An 18,419-nucleotide genomic window follows, 5' to 3' on the forward strand; every position below is an offset into this window, starting at 1 on the left:
TCGTTTAGGATAGCAGTCCAGAATTCGAGGTCCAGCCGCAACGCGGGTCCAGTCTGGCCTATCGCAACCGAAGGATAGCAGTTCAGAATTCGAGGTCCAACTCTACCTCGACATGGGCGCGTGTCTGTTGGTCAAGAAGGTCCTTATGGCGCTGGGTCGATACAGGCGAGTGCTGGTCTTAACCCGGCGCGGGGCGCAGGCAGGCGGCGGTGAAGCGGCGGATCAGCGGCTGATGGCGGCGGTCCTCGAGACAGACGACATATTCGTCGACACGCTCTTCGGCATCCAGCAATGGCACGAAGGCCAGCCGCGGATCGGTGCCGAAGCCCAGATCGGTGACGACGCCGCAGCCCATGCCATTCAGCACCGCCTCGCGCATGCCTTCGCGCGACGAGACGGCGATCGAACTCTGGATCGCCAGCCCATGGGCGGCCAGATTGGTCTCGAACACTTCCTGGGTGCGGGAGCCGCGTTCACGCATCACAAAGGTCTGCTCCAGGATGTCGGCCAGCGCCACGCCTTCGGGATGTGCCGCCAGGGGGTGCGTTCGCGGCAGGCACAGCCCAATGCGGGTGCTGAGGAATTTGACCCCATGCAGGCGGGCATCCTGGGGCCGGCGCGCAGTGATTGCGGCATCGGCGCGGCGGTCCAGCACCCGTTCCAGAACCCGGGCGGAATTGTCGATGGCCAGTGTCAGCGTCATGTTTCCCCGCTCGGTCCGGAGCTGGGAGAAGATCGAGAGCGCCGGATAGGGGCCATCGGCGGCAATGCGCAGATGGCCGCTGTCGCGCCGTGTCCTGGTGCGCAGGAAGGCATTCGCCTCCTGTTCGGCCTGAAACAGCCGGGTGGTGATCTGAAACAGCTCCTCACCCTCGGGGCTGAGCGCGACGCCAGAGCTCTTGCGCTCGAGCAGGTTCACGCCGCAGCGCGCCTCGAGCGCACGCACATGGGCCGAAAGCGTCGGTTGACTGACGCCCATATCGCGCGCCGCCTGGGAAAAACCACCCGAGAGGGCGACGACGTGGAAGGCTTTCAACTGTTTCGTGGACATGCCGTCAATGGCTCCGGTGGCCTTGGGCAAGGTCGGGCCGGGCGGCTCGGCGCATGCGGCCCCCTCTCTACATCGAAACAGTTGACACCTTTGTGACAGCGCTGGCGTATGGCGTGTTTCTATATGGGGGATAGGAAAAACACATAGCAAAATCAATGGTTTGTTTGGTGTTTGTCACATTTGGACCGTGTCGGTCTGCTAGTGGGTGCGGGAACTCTTTACGTTTCTGAATATGGGAATCCACCATGTCCTCCTCTATCGACACCTCTTCTGTTGCGGCTTCGGCGACGGATGAAGCCACTCCGCCGCAGTTGCTGGAGGCGATCAATCACCTGCTGATCAAGCAAAGCCAGGCGCAGGTCACCATCACGCTGTCCGACCACTTCACCGGCGAGGGGCTGAGCTATAGCGTCACCAATTCGAACGGCGCGGTGGTCGATGCCCATATCGAGGACGGGGTTCTGACCCTCGATGTGTTGGGGCTGCTCGATTACAGCGACCTGACGGTCACCGCCACCGACAGTCTCGGCAACGAGATCAGCGACAGCTTCCGCGCCCGGGTGGCCGGCGACAACGCCTTCACCGTTGCGGTGCTGCCCGACACCCAGACCTATACCTCGACCCCCGAGCTGAACCACATCTTCGGCGACATGACGCAATGGCTGGCCGACAATGCGGGGTCGATGAACATCCTCTTCGCCACCCATGTGGGCGACGTGACCGACAACAACCTTGACTATCAGTGGGACATCGCCGCGGATGCGATCAGCACCCTCGACGGGGTGATCCCCTATTCGCTGCTGCCGGGCAACCACGACATGAGCACCGGCGGCCGCGCCAGCGATCACAGCGCCACCTATCTGGACGAATATTTCTCGGTCGAACATCAGTCCGAGGTCAACTCCGGCACCTACGGCGGCACCTATGACGGCGATCCGGACAGCGCCGCCAATACCTATCACAGCTTCACCGCCCCCGACGGCACCAACTGGATGGTGCTGAGCCTGGAATTCTCACCGCGCGACGACGTGCTGGAATGGGCCTCCGAGGTGCTGGACAGCCATCTCGATTATCGGGTCATCCTGACCACGCACAATTACATGGACTATGCCGGCGTCAATGACGAGCTGGGCCAATACGGTGGTGGCACCGGCACCGATTACGGCCTGGGCAAGGACGTCGAAGGCCATAGCAGCGGCGCCGACATCTGGGAAAAGCTGGTCAGCCAATACCCCAACATCAGCTTTGTCTTCTCCGGCCATATCATCGGTGGCGATGGTGCCGAAACGGCGCAGAGCTATACCGAATATGGCACGACGGTCCTGCAGATGCTGGCCAATTATCAGGGCGGCGTCACGCCCGAGATCTCGGGCGGCAACGGCGGCAATGGCGCGGTGCGGCTGGTCACGATCGACCCGGACAACAGCGCCGTCTATACCGAGACCTATTTCGCCAATCTCAATGCCTACATGGAAGGCTATCGCGACAGTGAGGAGCCCGGCCGCGACGGGCTGACCGGCAGCTATCTGGAACATGAAGAGGTGATCACCGGCATCGACCTCGGCACGCCGGAGCTGCGTGCGCAGGCGGATGCCGGCAACGATGTCTTTGTCGAGGCCTCTGAGGGTGCGGAAACCGCCACGGTCACGCTGGACGCCGGCCAGTCTTTGAATGGCGATCTGATCGCGGCCTATGACTGGCTCGATGCCGACGGCAAGGTCATCGCCACCGGCGCCACCGCCGAGATCGAGCTTGAGGCCGGGCGCCACCAGATCACCCTGCAGGTGACCGATGCCGAGGGCCGGGTGAACAGCGACGACGTTCTGGTCGTAGTCAGCACCGACGACACTCTGCTGATGGAGAACTTCAACGATGGCACCGCCGCGCATTGGAGCAGTTCGCTGGCCCCGTCGCTGGACAGCCTGACCGAGTTCGTCACGACGGATACGCTGGACCTGCCCAAGCTGGCGGATGGCGACACCGGCGTCATGAGCTTTCCGGCGCTGGAGGTCAGCGGCCAGGGCTTTCTGGTCGATCCCGGCTTTGCGACCGAGGAGGGCGCCAAGCTCACCAGCTATACCATCGCCTTCGACGTTCTGGTGCCGTCGGGGCAGGGCAACTGGTTCCCCTTCTTCCAGGCCGACCCGACCAATACCGACGACGGAGAGCTTTTCGTCAACACCAACCGCTATGGCGATGGTCGCAACGTGATCGGCAACTCGGGCACCTATTTCGGCGATTTCAGCTATGACGAATGGCACCGGGTGGTGCTGACGGTCGAGGATGCCGGCGCCGTCGACGGCAAGAATGTCGCCGGCTTGAACATCTATCTGGATGGCGCGCTGATCGGTTCCTTCGATTACAACAGCACGCTGGCCAATTACGCGATCGACCCCGAGGCGGGCTTCGTGCTGTTCAACGACAATACCGACGGCGCCACCATGTCGGGCTATATCAGCAGCCTGATGCTGACCGAGGCGGTGCTGACCGCGGATGAGGTGGCCGAGCTTGGCGGCGTCAACGCCGGTGGCATCCTGACCGAGGCGATCGAGGGCGCGCAGAGTTTCCAGCTCGACTTTGGGGGCGATGCTCCCTTGTCCGACAGTTTCGGGGGCACGGGTGGGATCAGCCTCTTTGACAATGCCGAAGACGATCTGGGAAGCTGGATCGTGCGCGGCACCTATGCCTCGGACGGGGTCAGCGCGGACGAGGCGCAGGGCGAGCTTTACGACGTCAGCGACACCCCCGGCAAAATGCTGATCTACACCGCTGCGGAGGCGATGGATTGGAGCGATTACAGCTTCGAGGCCACCGCCCATTCCACCGACGACGACGAATTCGGCGTCTATTTCTACTATCAGGACGAGGGCAGCTATTACCGCTTCCAGACCTATGACGCCGGCAACTATCGCCGGCTGATCAAGGTCGACAACGGCGTCGAGACTGTGCTGGCGCAGGTCGACAAGGGTTATGTCTTCGATGACGACATCGACGTGAAGGTGGTGGTCGCGGGCGATCAGATCGAAGTCTTCATGAACGGCCAGAGCGTCTTCGGCCCGGTGATCGACGCGGATCCGCTGTCGGGCGGCACCGTCGGGGTGTTCTCGAACTATCAGGACGGCACCAGCTTCGACAACGTGTTGGTGCAGCAGGTCTCGCTCACCGCCCATGCGGAAGGGTCGTTCCGGGCCTTCGACATGGATGGCGACGGCACCGCCTCGGTCACGCTGAACGGCGCCGATTCCTATGGTCTGGACGATATCGTCAACTATAGCTGGCAGCTTGACGGCAAGGAAATCGCCACCGGCGCCCAGGTCACCCTGGACCTGCCGATCGGAACCGAAGGGCTGACCCTGGTGGTCACCGATGCCAGCGGCCGCACCGACAGCGATTTCGTCGCGGTCGATATCGTCGAGGCCAAGGATATCCTGGTGCACGATAGCTTCGACGCCGACAGCCTGACCGATGGCACCTGGAGGATCATCGACCAGGACGGGTCTATCGGCAGCTCGGACTGGCAGCTCGCCGATGGCGCGCTGAGCCAGATGTCGGACATCTACAGCGATCAGCTGACCGGCGGCGGCAATGGCGTCTGGGAACAGCGCTGGAGCCCGCTGGGCGATGGCGTCAACGTGCTGCGCAAGGGCACCATCGCGCTTTATGACGCGGAAGAGGCGGCCGATTGGGCCGACTATTCGGTGCAGACCACCATCGCGACGCCGGAAGGCGATGCCGCCAACGGGCTGGGCCTGGTGTTCCATTATCAGGACGAGGCGAATTACTATAAGCTCGAACTCGACAGCAAAGGCGGCCTGTGGAACCTGGTCTATGTCAAGGACGGCATTGAAGAGGTGCTGGACCGGGTGCCGGCCAAATACACCCCCGGCAGCACGGTCGAGCTGCGGCTCGACATCAAGGACGGGGTGATTTCGGCCTATCTCGATGGTGAGATGATCTTCGCCGATCCGACCGAAGATCATCAGATCGCAACCGGCACCTTCGGGCTTTACACTTGGAAGAGCGCCGGGACCTCGTTCGAAGAGGTCACCGTGGTGTCGCTGGCAGACCCTGCTCCGGCGGTGAACGCCGATCCCATCGCCATGGACGACAGCGGCCTGACGGCGACGGCGGGTGTGGCTCTGGTGATCGCGGCAGAGGATCTGCTGGCCAATGACAGCGATGCCGACGGCGATCCGCTGACCATCACCTCTGTGCAGGACGCGGTGAACGGCACCGTCACGCTGAGCGAGGACGGCAAGGTGATCTTTACCCCAACCCCCGGTTTCGAGGGCGAGGCGAGCTTTACCTACACCCTGTCCGACGGCAACGGTGGCACCGCGACGGCCAATGTCACCCTTGATGTCGAAACCGATGCCTTCGGCGCCACCGACGCCAATGACGTGATCGCGGCGACGACGGGCGAGGATCTGCTGTTCGGTTTCGGCGGCGACGATTTCATCTGCGGCAAGGCTGGGGATGACCAGATCGGCGGCGGCACCGGCGATGATCTGCTGCGGGGCGGCGCGGGCAAGGACCTGCTGCGGGGCGATGCCGGTCAGGACCATCTGTTCGGCGGGCGAGGTGGCGATACCCTGCTTGGCGGCGCCGATGACGATATCCTCTTCGGTGGCCGGGGCAGGGATGTCCTGAACGGTGGTGATGGCCAGGACGTTCTGCTGGGCGGACGCGGAAATGATCTGCTGGACGGTGGCGCCGGAGATGATCAGCTTGCAGGCGGGGCCGGCAATGATACCTTTGTCTTCGCGGTGGGATATGGCACTGACACCATCGTCGATTTTACCGATGACACCGATACCTTGCGGCTGGATGAACAGCTCTGGAACTCCGAGGGCGGGATGACGGTGGAGGACGTGCTCGGGACCTATGCCGCCGAAGTCGATGGGAATGTGGTCTTCGATTTCGGCAATGGCACCAGCTTGATCGTCGAGGGGCTTTCCAACCGGGAGCTGCTGCTGAACGATATTGAGTTCATCTGATCTCTTGACCCGTCCGGCGCCGATTGTGGTGTCGGACGGGTCTTGCGGGAGGGAGCTGGCGGCCGGCGGGGTTTCTCGCCGGCAATTCGCTTTGGCGCATGTGGCAACTGAGGTCACGCGTGGGGCCGGAAGTTGCCTCAAGTTCAAAGGGGGATTTCCGGGCCCGGGGGGCAGAATGGCGCCTGGGGCGGACCGGTCGCCTTAGTGGCTGTGGCCCGCGTGGCTGTGTTGGCTGGCATTCGCCGCCTCGACCGCGACATGGAGCTCCAGCTCGCCAAGGCTGGTTTCCAGATGCAGGTCGAATTCCTCGCCTTCGGTCAATTCGTGGGTCAACCCGGTCAGCAGGATCGCCATCCCGTTGGGATCGAGATGCATCTCCCGCCCCGGTTCGATCGGCAGCGGCGGCAGCGCTGAATAGCTCGGCTCGCCATCGACAAGCTGGAAACCGACCAGTCCGGCAGATTTCGCGATATCGGTGCCGGCGCCTTCGATCACGATCCGTCGGGGGCTGTCGTTCTCAAGCTCGACGAAGACCAGGGCTTTGTCGGCGCCGGTGGCGCGGGTCCAGGCGTGAAGGGCGCGAACCCCCTGCAACTCGGAAAGATGATGATCATGACGCTCTTCGGCAGAGACCAGAGCCGGGGCCAGCAGCGCGGCGACGAGCAGGAGGTGACGCATCGGTTTGGTCCTTTCGATCATGCGCGCAGCCCCTCGACCACGGGATGGCGCAGAACCACCGCGGCAGGCAGCAGCGAAAGCAGCAGCGTGACGCTGACAAAGGCGGCGAGGAAATGGATTTCGCTCCAGCCGAGCGGGGCGGTCACCACGATATCGGTGCGCGCGGTGACGACATGCGACAGCACGGCGGCGGTGCCGAGCCCGGTCAGCAGCCCGAGCGCGGCGCCGGTCAGCAGCAGCACCGCCCCGAAGGACCAGACGACCGCGAAGACGAAGCGGGCGGGCGCCCCGAGCGCCCGCAACAGCGCGATCTGCCGCCGGAACAGCCGCGACAGGATGAACAGCCCCAGCAGCACGCTTGCGGCCACCAGCACCTGGGTGACCAGCGCCATGACCGACATCGCCTGACGGATATCTCCCATCACGCTGTAGAGGTTTGCCAGCACCGTGCCCGGAAAGAAGGCCATGGTCTGGCTGTCGCGGGTGAAGTCCGACCGCAGGGCGTAATTGGCCCAGAGCTCTTCGGCATGGACGACGATGGCGGGGGTGCCGGGAAAATAGTCCGGGTCGAACGGCGGGCCGATCTGGTCGCCGCGTTCGGTGGCATGGCCGTTGGCCAGCCCGTGGACCTCCCACACGGTTTCAACCGGCACCAGGATCGCCCGATCCCAGGGGGTTCCTGTCGGGGCCATCCGGCCGACCAGAGTCAGATGTGCGCCGTCATGGGCATCGCCCTCGGCGGCGTCGCCATGGCCATGGGCCGGGGTGAAGCTGTCGCCGATCGCAAGCGGAACCAGCGCACCGGCAACTGCTTCGGTCGAGGTCCGCCAGATCCGGCCCTCGATCCGGTCATCAGCCAGATACCGCGCGAATTGCGCCGTGGTGCCGATCACCGAGGCGGTTCCGAAGCTGTCGCCAAAGGCCAGCGGCGCGGAAATCGCCACGTTCTCGTTGTTTGCTATCTCGGCATAGGTGGGGCCATCGAGCAGCGGCATGTCGGTGGGTTGCAGGAAAACTGCGGCCATCATCACGGTGATCTCGCTGCCCGGGGCGGCGACGATCAGATCGAACTTGTCGGCGGCCTTGGCAGTGCCGTGGCGCAGGCCGCGCTCCTGCGCCAGCAGGCCGATCCCCATCCCGACCGAAATGGCGATCAGCAGAACGAACATGACGGCGGGCCAGCGATAGCGCCTGATAATGGCACGCACCAGCGGCCAGGGGGCATAGCCGCGCAGGGTCAGCCCGCCGGCGATCAGCGCCGGCAGCAACAGGATCAGTGTCCACAGGATTTCCTGCGCGACCGGCGGCAGCCCGGCCCATGTATCGGTGATGAGACCGTTCATGCGGGGCCTCCGTCTTTGGTCAGGGTGCCGTCCTCGATGGTCAGCACCCGGTCCATGCGGTCGATCAGGTGCAGATCGTGGCTGACCGCGATCAGCGTCGTACCGGTGTCGCGCGTCAGCGCCACCAGATCGTCGATCAGCCGGTCGGCGGCGGCGCGGTCCAGGCTGGCCGTGGGTTCGTCTGCCAGCAGGATCGGCGCCTCGGCGGCCATGGCCCGGGCGATCGCGACCCGCTGACGTTCCCCGCCCGAGAGGCTGCCGACGCCGCGATCGCCGAGATCGAGCCCGAGGCGGGCCAGCCGTTCGGCGGCGCGGGCACGCAGCGATGGCCGTTCTGCCCGGGGCCGGAACAGGGCGGTGATCCCGGCATTGCCAAGCGCGTCGAGCTCTTCGAACAGCAGGAAATCCTGAAAGATCATGCCGATGTGCCGGGCGCGAAAGGCGGCGCGCCGCTCGGCTGAGAGTGAGAGCAGATCGGTCTGTCCCCAGCGCACCGCGCCGGTGGTGCCTCCGATCAGCCCCGACAGCGCATAAAGCAGGGTGGATTTCCCGGCGCCCGAGGGGCCGCGGATGCCGATCAGGGCCCCGGCAGGGGCCTCGAGCGCAGGCAGCGACAGCAGCACGCGGCCGCGGGGGCTGCGCACCTCCAGCGCCGAGACCGACAGCGGCAGGCCCGTAGGTCGGCTGTCACCCATAGCTGGCATCGGACAGCCGCACCATGCTGACAAATCCGGTCTCGGGGTCCTTGTAGGCGCCGAGTTCCAGCAAGCCGGAGGCGACGATCTTCACGTTATAGGGAACCACGTCGACGATCCGCTTGGTGTAGACGGCGAGGATATCGTTCGGCCATTCGGCCTCGGTCTCGCAGAACGGGCAGACCGACATCGGCCTGCGGGTCAGTACGAAGAACTTGCTCTCGGCCTTGAGTGGTGGCGCCATGTAGCCATCGACGGAAATCCGCTTGCCTTCGCTGGACTTCGCCAGATCGGACAGGGCCTTGCGGTCGTAGAGATGGCGCAGCTTGATCGGGCCTTCGTCGGCGAATGCGGGGCGCATCAGCATCGGGGCCGCAAGCGAGGTGGCCAGAAATCCGCGGCGGGTCAACATGGGGCAGTCTCCATCGGTATGCTCTGCGCCGGGCATCCGGGCCCGGCGAGGACAAAGCAGGGGGCCCCGGTTTCGAGGCCCCCCGCACAAGTCATGTCATCAGGATCATTCGCCGTTGCGCACGGCGTAGTTCATGATGTGGAAGATCACATTCTGTTCGAGGGTGCCATCGACGAGATGCGCCCAGGGGCCCTTGGCATAGACGGCAACGTCCTCGCCCGAGTGGGTTTCGGAGGCCATCGGGACCAGGGCTTGCTGCAGATAGTCCAGATCCATGGCCTCTTCCTGGGTGACCTCGGGGCGCGAGCCCGAATAGTCATTCTCGCCTTCGCCCTTTTTCAGGATCGAGCCGGAGCCGTTGGCATAGCTGATCACCGAATAGGGTTTGCCGTCATCCGCCAGCGCCAGATCGTCCGCATGGGCGATCTCGGTTTTCGAGACGTTGTAGCACAGGCCCTGGATCGGGGTGCCGCGTCCGCAATAGCCGTTGAAGGCGATGGCGTGTTCGTGGTCGGCGGTGACGATGATCAGCGTGTCCTTGTCGTCGGTCATCTCATCGGCCATGGCGACGGCCTCGGTCCACATCATACCGTCGGCGGCGGTGCGGGCAAAGTTACCGGCGTGGTTGGCGTGGTCGACCCGGCCGGCTTCGATCTCCAGATAGTAGCCGTCTTCGTTCTGGCTCAGAAAGTCGATCGCCTTCTTGGTCATGTCGACCAGCGAGGGCTCTTCCGCCGGGCGGTCGGCCTCATAGGAGGTATGGCTGTCGGTCCACATGCCGAAGATCGGACGCGACAGGTCGAGCGCGTCGAACTCGGCCCGGTTCGAGGCATATTGGATGCCTGCCGCCTCGACATCGGCCAGAAGATCCTTGCCATCCGGACGATGGCCCTTGCCGCCGTTCGGGGTCACGGCCCCTTTGGGGACGAAATAGCGCGACCCGCCGCCGAGCGCGATGTCGATGAGGCCGGATTTCAGCCCGTCGACCAGTTGCGAGGCGATGTCCTTTTGGGCGGTGCAGCCTTCCGGCACGCTGTCTTCCCAGTTGCGGTTGGCGGTCTTGGCGAAGACGGCGGCCGGGGTCGCGTGGGTCAGGCGGGCGGTGGTGACGATGCCGACCGATTTGCCCTCGGCGGCGACGATTTCGGCAAAGGTCGTCAGCTCATTGCCGGCAACGGTATCGCATTCGTTGTGAATGCCGGTGCCGCCGACGTTGATCATGTTGAACCGTTGCTTCACGCCGGTGTTCATCGAGCCCGCGGTCGGGGCCGAGTCCGGCGTCTGCGCGTTGATGTTATAGGTCTTGACGATCCCGTTGTAGAACCCGTTCGTCTCATAGGGCAGGACATGCTCCTCGCCCAGCTTGCCAAGCTGCTGGCCGACATACAGGCGGGTGGCATAGTTGGTGCCGATGCCGTTGCCGTCGGCGATCATCAGGATCACGTTCTTGGCGCGACCGGTATTCTGCGCGCGCGCGATGATTTCCTCGACAGTGGTCTCGCCGGCCTTGAACCAGTCGCTCGACGCTTGCACCGGCGGCAGGTCCTGAGCCATGGCAGTAGTTGATGCGGCCAGTGATGCGGCCAGTGCGATGGCCGAGATGGAAAAAGTGGTTTTCATGGTGTCCTCTAAGGAGTTGTCCCGGCTCGAAAGGTGGCGGGTCGACTTTGCGCGACCGTCCTAACACCAGAAATGTGACAGGAGTGTGTAGGTCGGGCAGGGAAACGGGGACATGTCCGCCGCGTCCGGGCCGGGCTGTGTCTGGCCCGTTGCGGCGCGCATCCCGGTGCAATATGCGGTTGATATGATATCGGTCCCGTTGCCTTTCGTTGTCGCAATTTTGTTGGCGATCCTCCTTGGTGTCATCCTGGCGCGGCAGGCGCGGCAGGATCGCCCGGTGATCGCTTTTCTGACCGTCGCTTTGATCCTGATGATCCTGGTAGGGCTGCGCTGGAGCGTCGATGCGGCGGTCTTCCGCTTTCTCCAGCCGGTTGTCGCGGCCATGATGCCGGCCACGGCCTGGCTGTGTTTTGCCCGGCTTCGCGGTCCCGGCCGGGTGCCGGGCTGGCTGCATTTCCTGCCGGCGGGTATCGTCTTGCTGTTGTCCGCCTTCTGGTCCCGGCTGCATCCACCGATAGATGCGCTGCTGTTCGTGCTGTTTGTCACCTATGGTTTGCTGTTGTTGCGCAATGGGCGTCTGGGGCCGGACCGGCTGACGGCGGCGCGGTTCGGCGATGCATCCCTGGCGGGCCGTGCGGCGATGGTGGCGGGCGGGCTGTTGGTCTTTTCCGGGCTGATCGACCTGGCCATTGCGCTGGATTTCGGCCTGGGGGACGGCAGCCACGCCGCCCGTCTGGTGAGCGCGGGCAATCTGACGCTGGTGCCGTTGATCGCGTGGGCACTGGTCCTGATGGGACAGAGCGCCCTGCCGGCGTCCAGCCCGGACCCCTCGCCCGAGATCGTCCCGCGCGGCATCCCGCCCGACGACGAGCGGGTGTTGGCCGATCTGGATCGGCTGTTGACCGAAACCGCGCTGTATCGCGATCCCGATCTGAACCTCGACAGGTTGTCCCGGCGCCTGGCGGTTCCGGCGCGGCAGCTCTCGGGGGCGATCAATCGCAAGCTGGGACAGAACGTGTCGCAGGCGATCAACGGCTGGCGCATTCGCGAGGCGATGCAATTGCTTGCCGAGACCGATCGTCAGGTCACCGCCATCATGTTCGACTGCGGCTTTCAGACCAAATCCAATTTCAATCGCGAGTTTCGGCGCGTGGCCGGCTGCTCGCCCAGCGACTGGCGGCGCGGGGCGAGGGATGCGCGGGCCGGCGTCTAGTCAGGCGCTTGGCGAGGGGGCAGAGACTGTGACAGAAAGCCGGAGATCCGGCGGGCGATTTCATCGTGGAGCGCGCTGCGGTCCCGGTCGTATCCGTCGCGGCAGATGATGCCGTCGCCCGGTGTCTCGGCATCGAGCAGGGCTTCGGCGCCGGGTTTGCACCGTTGGATGAAACTGAAGTGCATCGTGCCCGGGATGGTCTCCTCCTGCGTGGATCGTGCGGGAAGGTGGGCGGCCAGCCAGCCCGATTCCAGCACAGCAGGCAGGCCGCCGATGTCGATGTCGGCCCCAAGCACCAGCGCCGGTATATCGACCTGAGCGAGGCTGTCGGCGGAAAACCCGCGTGCCAGTCCGAGATCGAGGGTTACGAAGACGGCAAGTCGCGGATCGTGAAGATCCTGCCCGAGGCGTGAGTCGCCCAGCCCGAGTTCTTCCGAGAGCTCGCAGGTGCGCAGCGTCGGGTTGGTGTCGCAGTCCTGTGCGAAAAGGACCGGATCGAAACGCGCGCCGGCCAGTGCCGCGACGGTCCAGCCGCCGAGAGAATGGCCGATGGCCGTGACGCGGGCAGGATCGAGAAGGCCGTCGAATTCCGGCGTGGCCAGCATCGCATCCAGGCTGCGGCTCAGGTCGCGGGGCCGCTCCCACAGCCGGGAGGCCTGTTCGGGGCTGCGGTCGAAGGTGGTGGTGCCGGGATGGTCCGGTGCGGCCACGACATAGCCCTCGGGCACGAGCCTGCCCGCCAGCCAGTTCAGATTGCGCCAGTTGCCGCCATAGCCGTGCGACAGCAGGATCACCGGATGCCGGCCAGCCTGGGGCTGCGCGTCGGGGTGTACCTGCACGCCGTAAAAGGCGGCGTTGCCGCCAAGGGTTTCCAAGGGGCCGCTGTCGTCGGTCGGATACCAGATCGTCAAATCGAGTGGCCGGCTGCTGTCCGGGTCGATGGTGATCTGACGAAGGCCGATCTCGGCTGCCTGCAGGGCGGTCGCGCCCAGAAGCAGGGCGGCGGCGAGGGCGGGGATGAGGGTCATCGGTGGGCTCCCATATGGTGTGAACCCGGTTCGGGTAACGCCCTGGCGCGGGGGAAGAGACCTCGAACACGATTGAGGTCGTGCGGAACGCGATCGAGAACCGCTTTTGTCGGGATCGAGGACATGCCCTGAGCGCGCGAGACCTGGCCCGCACCGGTGGCAAGGCTTTGTCCCGGGGGGCTTCTTTCTAAAATTTGCGGTGATTGCGATGGTGTTTGACGTAGACACAACCTTGACACGAGTGGGGCGCGCAGTTCTGGTCGGAACGCGGGCCGGTGCGGCATGTGCTGTTCATGTCGTGCCGGGCTCGTGCCCGAGGTCGCGTTGCCGACATCCTGATCGGCTTTCAGCTTGCGTGCCAGAAGACCCGCGAAGGGCAGGGCGACCGGAAGAACGTAAGATAAAGGAAAGTTTGATGGGACTTACAGTCGAACGGCGTCTTGGCCTCAAGGTCTTGTTCGCGCACGGCGAACTCGGAGAGCAGAGCGCCGCAGGGAATGCGGCGCAAAAACTCATCGACGATCTGACAGAGCGCAACGTCACAGTCGCGGAGGCCAGTTCGGCCGATGATGCAGCGGCCCGCATTCAGACCGATGCGGGGTTGCAATGCGTCTTGCTCGACTGGGGGCTTGCGGATGCGGACGGAGAGCTCAAGGCCGAGAATCTGCTGTCAATGCTGCGGGCCCGCAATGCGACCATTCCGATTTTTCTGGTCACCTCGCGACGGACCGCGACGGAACTGCCGATGACGGTTCTGGAGCAGGTGAACGATTTCATCTGGCTCTTGGAGGATACTGCGGAATTCATTGGCGGGCGCGTGGTCGCGGCGGTGAATCGCTATCGCGAAACGGTTCTGCCGCCGATGTTCAAGGCGCTTGCCGAATTCGCCAGCGTCTATGAATATTCTTGGCACACCCCGGGCCATACCGGCGGCACCGCCTTTCTGAAACATATCGCCGGGCGTGCCTTCTTCGAATTCTTCGGCGAGGAACTGTTCCGCTCGGATCTGTCGATCTCGGTCGGGGAACTCGGCTCGCTGCTCGATCACTCTGGCCCGATCGGCGAGGGTGAGAAATATGCCGCCCGCGTCTTCGGGGCGGATCGCTCCTATACGGTGACCAACGGCAGCTCGACCTCGAACCGGGTGATCATGATGGCCAGCGTCACCCGTGGCCAGATCGCGCTCTGTGACCGCAATTGCCACAAGTCGGTGGAGCATGCGATCACCCTGTCAGGCGCCATCCCCACCTATCTGGTGCCCTCGCGCAACGGGCTGGGGCTGATCGGCCCGATCCATCCGCAGAAACTGACCGCCGAGGCGATCCGCAACACGATTGCCGACAACCCGCTGAGCGCGAAGGCCAATGATCTCACCCCGGTGCATGCGATCATCACCAACTCCACCTATGACGGGCTGTGTTATAACGTGCTCAGGGTCGAGGAACTGATCGGTCAGAGTGTCGACCGGCTGCATTTCGATGAGGCCTGGTATGGCTATGCCCGGTTCAACCCGATCTATGAGGGGCGTTTCGCCATGCATGGTGCGCCCGAGGCCGGCGACCGCTCCGGCCCGACGGTCTTTGCCACCCAATCCACCCACAAGCTGCTGGCGGCGCTGTCGCAGGCCTCGTTCATCCATGTACGCGACGGCCGCAAGCCGATTCCGCACAACCGGTTCAACGAAGCGTTCATGATGCATGCCTCCACCTCTCCGCAATATGCGATCATCGCCTCGAACGATGTCAGTGCCGCAATGATGGACGGGGTCGGCGGGCTGACGCTGACGTCGGAATCGATTGGCGAGGCCATCGCGTTCCGGCAGATGATCGCTCGCCTGCGTGCCGAATTCCTCGATGCGGGGGATTGGTTCTTCGGCGCCTTCCAGCCCGAGACCGTGAAGGTCGGCGGCAGCCGCGTGGCGTTCCAGAACGCCGATCCGGAACGTCTGGCCAAGGACGCTTCGGCCTGGGTGCTGCACCCCGATGACGATTGGCACGGGTTTGACGGGCTGGAAGACGATTACTGCATGCTCGACCCGATCAAGGTGTCGATCATGACGCCGGGCATGTCGGCGCAGGGCAAGATGGAGGAGCAGGGCATTCCCGCCGCTATCGTCTCGGCCTATCTCGATACCCAGGGCATCGTGGTCGAGAAGACCACCGATTTCACCATCCTGTTCCTGTTCTCCTTCGGGATCACCAATGGCAAATGGGGCACGTTGCTGAATGCGCTGCTGAACTTCAAGAAGGATTATGATGCCGACCGCCCGCTGCGCGAAGTGCTGCCCGATCTGGTCGCGACCCATCCGGAGCGCTATGGCGCCATGGGGCTGAAGGCGCTGGCCGAGGAGATGTTCGCCGCCATGGCCGAGCTGAAGACGACGGAAGCCATGGCGCAGGGCTTCTCCACCCTGCCGGTGCCGGAACTCAGCCCGGTCGAGGCCTATGAGCAGCTGGTGCTGGATCACGTCGAATCCCTGCCGCTCGACGCAATGGCGGGGCGCATCGTCGCGACCGGGGTGGTGCCCTATCCGCCGGGCATCCCGCTTTTGATGCCGGGGGAGAACGCGGGGCCCGCCGACGGGCCGCTGCTGGCCTATCTGAAGGCGCTCGAGGCCTTCGATCAGCGGTTCCCGGGCTTTGCCCACGATACCCACGGGGTCGAGGTCGAGGACGGCAAATACCGCGTCCTCTGCGTCGCCGCAGCTGCTGAGTGAGGAGGACCTTCAATGTCTGACACGACTTCCTCTCAAGGGGCCTCCTCGGGATCCAAGATGGGTCTGTTGCCTGCGACGCTGATGGTGGCCGGCAACATGATGGGCTCGGGTGTCTTCATGCTGCCCGCCAACCTGGCCGCCATTGGCGGGATCGCGCTGGTGGGCTGGATCATCACCCTGGTCGGGGCGCTGGCGCTAGCCATGGTCTTCGCCAAGCTGGCCGCGCTCGATCCGGCTGCCGGCGGGCCCTATGCCTACGCGCGAAAGTCCTTTGGCGATTACATGGGCTTTCAGACCAACCTGATCTATTGGCTGGCCAATGTGGTGGGCAATGTCGGTCTGGCGGTTGCCGGACTCGGCTATCTCACCTATTTCTTTCCCGAGCTGAAAATCCCGCTGGTGCTGGCGCTGGGCCAGATCGCGATCATCTGGTTTTTCACCTACGCCAATATGCTCGGGCCGCGTTTCGTCGGGCGGATGCAGTCCTTTACCACCGTCGCGGCGCTGTTCCCGATCATCGGCATGGCGATCTTCGGCTGGTTCTGGTTCTCGGCAGACACTTACGCCGCAGGCTGGAACGTCTCGGGGGAAAGCTCCTTCACGGCGATCGGGGCGACGCTGAACTTCACCCTCTGGGCCTTCATCGGGGTCGAGACCGCCTCGGTCTCGGCCGGTGTGGTCGAGAACCCGCGCCGCAACGTGCCGATCGCCACCCTGGGCGGGGTGATCCTCGCTGGGGTCTGCTATGTGCTGTCCTCGACTGCGATCATGGGGATGATCCCGAATGCCGAGCTGATCACCTCTGCCGCGCCCTTTGCCGATGCTGTGCGGATGGCGCTGGGCTCGGAGGCGGCCAATATCGTCGCGATCTGTGCGGCCGTCGGTTGTCTGGGCTCGCTCGCCGGTTGGACCCTGCTTGTCGGCCAAAGCGCCAAGGCCGCGGCGGACGATGGGCTGTTCCCCAATGTGTTCTCGCGCACCAATGCCAAGGGTGTGCCCTCGGCGGGTCTGGCCATCGTGGCAGTTCTGATGAGCGTTCAGGTGCTGGCCACCATGTCGCCCACCGCTTCGGAGCAGTTCGGCAAGATCGCCTCGATCGCGGTGATCATGACGCTGCTGCCCTATATCTACTCGGCCATCGCCCTCAAGGTGCTGAGTTTCAACAAGGTCGAACACCACGAATATGCGATCTACACGATCATCAGCCTGATCGGGGCGATCTATTGTCTTTGGGCCATCGTCGGCTCCGACGGGCAGCAGACGCGCTGGTCGCTGATCTTCGTGGTCTCGACCATCGTGTTCTATGCGATGGCACTGAACCACAAGCGCCATGTCGAGGCGCATGACGTCAAGACCGGCGGGCAGGTGCCGCGGATCGTGCGGTATCTGACGTTCACGATCACCCTGGTGGCGCTGGCACTGATGTTCTGGGTCTCGGTTGACGAGCAATCTTCGGACAAGCTGCACACCCGGTCGCCGCAACCGGTCGCCAAGGTTCAGGCCGATGGGGTGCCGTCGCAGTAGACCTGTCCGACAGCATCGGGGAGGGGTCGGCTCTTCCCCCAAAATCCCGACAGTCCCGCGTCCACTGTGGCGCGGGACTTTTCAGACCCCTGCGGCAGATGGAACCTGTAGCGGAAGATCGCGGCACTTCCCCTTGATCTTGACATTTAGGTGGCATTTTGCTACCTAGAACGCAGCGCAGGAGGTGCAGATGGCCCAGTCCGTGAAGCTTGCCGATGACATCATGGCCCTGGTTCGCCGCGAGGCTGAGCTGCAAAGCCGGTCTGTGGCGGGTCAGATTACGCATTGGCTCAAGATTGGCCGTGCGATCGAACATTCCGACAGCTTCGATTATGCCCGCATCATCGCTGCGCTCGAAGGCAAGCTCGACACCACTCAATTGGGTGAGGATGAAGACATCGCCTGGCTCGATGCCTTCACCGAGAAGATGGGGCAGGCTTCTGACGCTGAAGAGGCCTTCTTCGCCCGGCGTCAAAGGCTTGGCCGGGGGGTCGGGCTCGATGCTGGTGGCAACCTCGTTTACGCAAAGACAGACAGCGCTGCATGAGGCCGAGTCTTGTCCTGCTTGCCGGGCCGAACGGCGCCGGTAAGTCCACCCTTTACCAGACCCGCGTCGCGCCCAGCTTCGCGGGTCCTTTCATCAATGCGGATATCATCCAGCGCGACGAATTGCGCGATCTGTCGATGCAGGCGTCTTACCGGGCCGCCCGGGTTGCCGAGGCGCGGCGGATCGACATGCTGGAGGCGGGGCGGAGCTTTGCCACCGAAACCGTGTTCTCGCATCCTTCCAAACTCGACATTATCAAGGCTGCCCGATCGCGCGGTTACCTTGTCGTTGTCATGCATGTGGGTGTCGACAGTCCCGACCTGTCGGTCGGTCGCGTCCGGGCCCGGACCGAGGAGGGCGGGCACGATGTTCCGGAGGAAAAGATCCGGGCGCGCTATGACCGTGGCCGGCCCTTTATTCGCGAGGCCGTGCTGCAGGCCGACAGGGGTATGGTCTTCGACAACTCCCGCCTCAACCAGGCGCCGGGGCAGATGCTCGTCTTTGCCTCTGGGCGGCTGATAAAGGCCAGCCCGACCTTGCCGCAGTGGATCCTGGCAGCCTATGCCGCCGATCTGGTGATCTGAGCGCGCATCGG

The 18,419-nt window shown here is 64.0% G+C and carries 13 protein-coding genes; 6 read left to right on the forward strand and 7 right to left on the reverse strand.

Translation table 11 applies throughout. The features are described 5' to 3' along the window. Positions 1-178: 178 nt before the first annotated feature. On the reverse strand, positions 179-1,051 hold the full coding sequence (locus tag G455_RS0122705; protein WP_028095682.1) for a LysR substrate-binding domain-containing protein: 873 nt from the start codon (positions 1,049-1,051) through the stop codon (positions 179-181). A 245-nt stretch (positions 1,052-1,296) separates the two neighbouring features. Here G455_RS0122705 and G455_RS25820 point away from each other — a divergent pair, with 245 nt between their 5' ends. Beyond that, a complete protein-coding gene (locus G455_RS25820; protein WP_154664478.1) occupies positions 1,297-6,048 on the forward strand; it encodes a cadherin-like domain-containing protein in 4,752 nt (1,583 codons plus the stop codon). 201 nt (positions 6,049-6,249) lie between these two features. On the opposite strand, the gene G455_RS0122715 is transcribed toward G455_RS25820, so the two are convergent. From G455_RS0122715 to G455_RS0122735, 5 genes are all read right to left on the reverse strand, one after another. Beyond that, on the reverse strand, positions 6,250-6,747 hold the full coding sequence (locus G455_RS0122715) for a copper chaperone PCu(A)C (RefSeq protein ID WP_084437178.1): 498 nt from the start codon (positions 6,745-6,747) through the stop codon (positions 6,250-6,252). Next, positions 6,744-8,069 carry an FtsX-like permease family protein gene (locus tag G455_RS0122720; RefSeq protein WP_229861810.1) on the reverse strand — a complete coding sequence of 442 codons (1,326 nt, stop codon included), beginning with the start codon at positions 8,067-8,069 and terminating at the stop codon, positions 6,744-6,746. Before G455_RS0122720 ends, G455_RS0122715 begins: the two co-directional genes overlap by 4 nt. Further along, positions 8,066-8,764 carry an ATP-binding cassette domain-containing protein gene (locus G455_RS0122725; protein WP_051312710.1) on the reverse strand — a complete coding sequence of 233 codons (699 nt, stop codon included), beginning with the start codon at positions 8,762-8,764 and terminating at the stop codon, positions 8,066-8,068. Before G455_RS0122725 ends, G455_RS0122720 begins: the two co-directional genes overlap by 4 nt. After that, a complete protein-coding gene (locus tag G455_RS0122730; RefSeq protein WP_028095686.1) occupies positions 8,757-9,176 on the reverse strand; it encodes a hypothetical protein in 420 nt (139 codons plus the stop codon). The genes G455_RS0122725 and G455_RS0122730 overlap by 8 nt, the downstream gene beginning before the upstream one ends. Before the next feature lie 105 nt (positions 9,177-9,281). Then, a complete protein-coding gene (locus G455_RS0122735; protein WP_028095687.1) occupies positions 9,282-10,796 on the reverse strand; it encodes an alkaline phosphatase in 1,515 nt (504 codons plus the stop codon). A 112-nt stretch (positions 10,797-10,908) separates the two neighbouring features. On the opposite strand from G455_RS0122735, the gene G455_RS25340 reads away from it, so the two are divergent. After that, complete coding sequence (locus G455_RS25340) at positions 10,909-12,009, forward strand: helix-turn-helix domain-containing protein (protein ID WP_051312711.1); 1,101 nt, start codon at positions 10,909-10,911, stop codon at positions 12,007-12,009. Here the strand turns inward: G455_RS25340 and G455_RS25345 are convergent. Further along, entirely contained in the window at positions 12,006-13,037 is a 1,032-nt protein-coding gene (locus G455_RS25345) for an alpha/beta hydrolase family protein (RefSeq protein WP_035367250.1), read from the reverse strand. The genes G455_RS25340 and G455_RS25345 overlap by 4 nt on opposite strands. A 415-nt stretch (positions 13,038-13,452) precedes the next feature. Between G455_RS25345 and G455_RS0122750 the strand changes: the two genes are divergently transcribed. The 4 genes from G455_RS0122750 (at position 13,453) to G455_RS0122765 (ending at position 18,408) form a co-directional block, all read left to right on the forward strand. After that, the gene (locus tag G455_RS0122750) at positions 13,453-15,753 is read left to right on the forward strand and encodes an Orn/Lys/Arg family decarboxylase (protein WP_028095688.1); all 2,301 of its coding nucleotides are present in this window, start codon (positions 13,453-13,455) and stop codon (positions 15,751-15,753) included. Positions 15,754-15,765: 12 nt separating this feature from the next. Continuing rightward, positions 15,766-17,277, forward strand: a complete 1,512-nt coding sequence (gene adiC, locus G455_RS25350) for an arginine/agmatine antiporter (protein ID WP_035367251.1) — start codon at positions 15,766-15,768, stop codon at positions 17,275-17,277. A gap of 190 nt (positions 17,278-17,467) precedes the next feature. Continuing rightward, positions 17,468-17,824 carry a TA system antitoxin ParD family protein gene (locus tag G455_RS0122760; protein ID WP_028095689.1) on the forward strand — a complete coding sequence of 119 codons (357 nt, stop codon included), beginning with the start codon at positions 17,468-17,470 and terminating at the stop codon, positions 17,822-17,824. Continuing rightward, a complete protein-coding gene (locus G455_RS0122765; RefSeq protein WP_028095690.1) occupies positions 17,821-18,408 on the forward strand; it encodes a zeta toxin family protein in 588 nt (195 codons plus the stop codon). The genes G455_RS0122760 and G455_RS0122765 overlap by 4 nt, the downstream gene beginning before the upstream one ends. The last annotated feature ends 11 nt before the right edge of the window (positions 18,409-18,419 follow it).

The sequence above is a fragment of the Pseudodonghicola xiamenensis DSM 18339 genome (assembly GCF_000429365.1).
GTDB lineage: Bacteria > Pseudomonadota > Alphaproteobacteria > Rhodobacterales > Rhodobacteraceae > Pseudodonghicola > Pseudodonghicola xiamenensis.

Coding starts and splice junctions, on each gene's coding strand:
- G455_RS25345 (WP_035367250.1), bottom strand. CDS start 13,037: ATGACCCTCATCCCCGCCCTCGCCGCCGCCCTGCTTCTGGGCGCGACC.
- G455_RS25820 (WP_154664478.1), top strand. CDS start 1,297: ATGTCCTCCTCTATCGACACCTCTTCTGTTGCGGCTTCGGCGACGGAT.
- G455_RS0122730 (WP_028095686.1), bottom strand. CDS start 9,176: ATGTTGACCCGCCGCGGATTTCTGGCCACCTCGCTTGCGGCCCCGATG.
- G455_RS0122735 (WP_028095687.1), bottom strand. CDS start 10,796: ATGAAAACCACTTTTTCCATCTCGGCCATCGCACTGGCCGCATCACTG.
- G455_RS0122750 (WP_028095688.1), top strand. CDS start 13,453: ATGGGACTTACAGTCGAACGGCGTCTTGGCCTCAAGGTCTTGTTCGCG.
- G455_RS0122720 (WP_229861810.1), bottom strand. CDS start 8,069: ATGAACGGTCTCATCACCGATACATGGGCCGGGCTGCCGCCGGTCGCG.
- G455_RS0122715 (WP_084437178.1), bottom strand. CDS start 6,747: ATGATCGAAAGGACCAAACCGATGCGTCACCTCCTGCTCGTCGCCGCG.
- G455_RS0122765 (WP_028095690.1), top strand. CDS start 17,821: ATGAGGCCGAGTCTTGTCCTGCTTGCCGGGCCGAACGGCGCCGGTAAG.
- adiC (WP_035367251.1), top strand. CDS start 15,766: ATGTCTGACACGACTTCCTCTCAAGGGGCCTCCTCGGGATCCAAGATG.
- G455_RS0122760 (WP_028095689.1), top strand. CDS start 17,468: ATGGCCCAGTCCGTGAAGCTTGCCGATGACATCATGGCCCTGGTTCGC.
- G455_RS0122705 (WP_028095682.1), bottom strand. CDS start 1,051: ATGTCCACGAAACAGTTGAAAGCCTTCCACGTCGTCGCCCTCTCGGGT.
- G455_RS25340 (WP_051312711.1), top strand. CDS start 10,909: ATGTCCGCCGCGTCCGGGCCGGGCTGTGTCTGGCCCGTTGCGGCGCGC.
- G455_RS0122725 (WP_051312710.1), bottom strand. CDS start 8,764: ATGGGTGACAGCCGACCTACGGGCCTGCCGCTGTCGGTCTCGGCGCTG.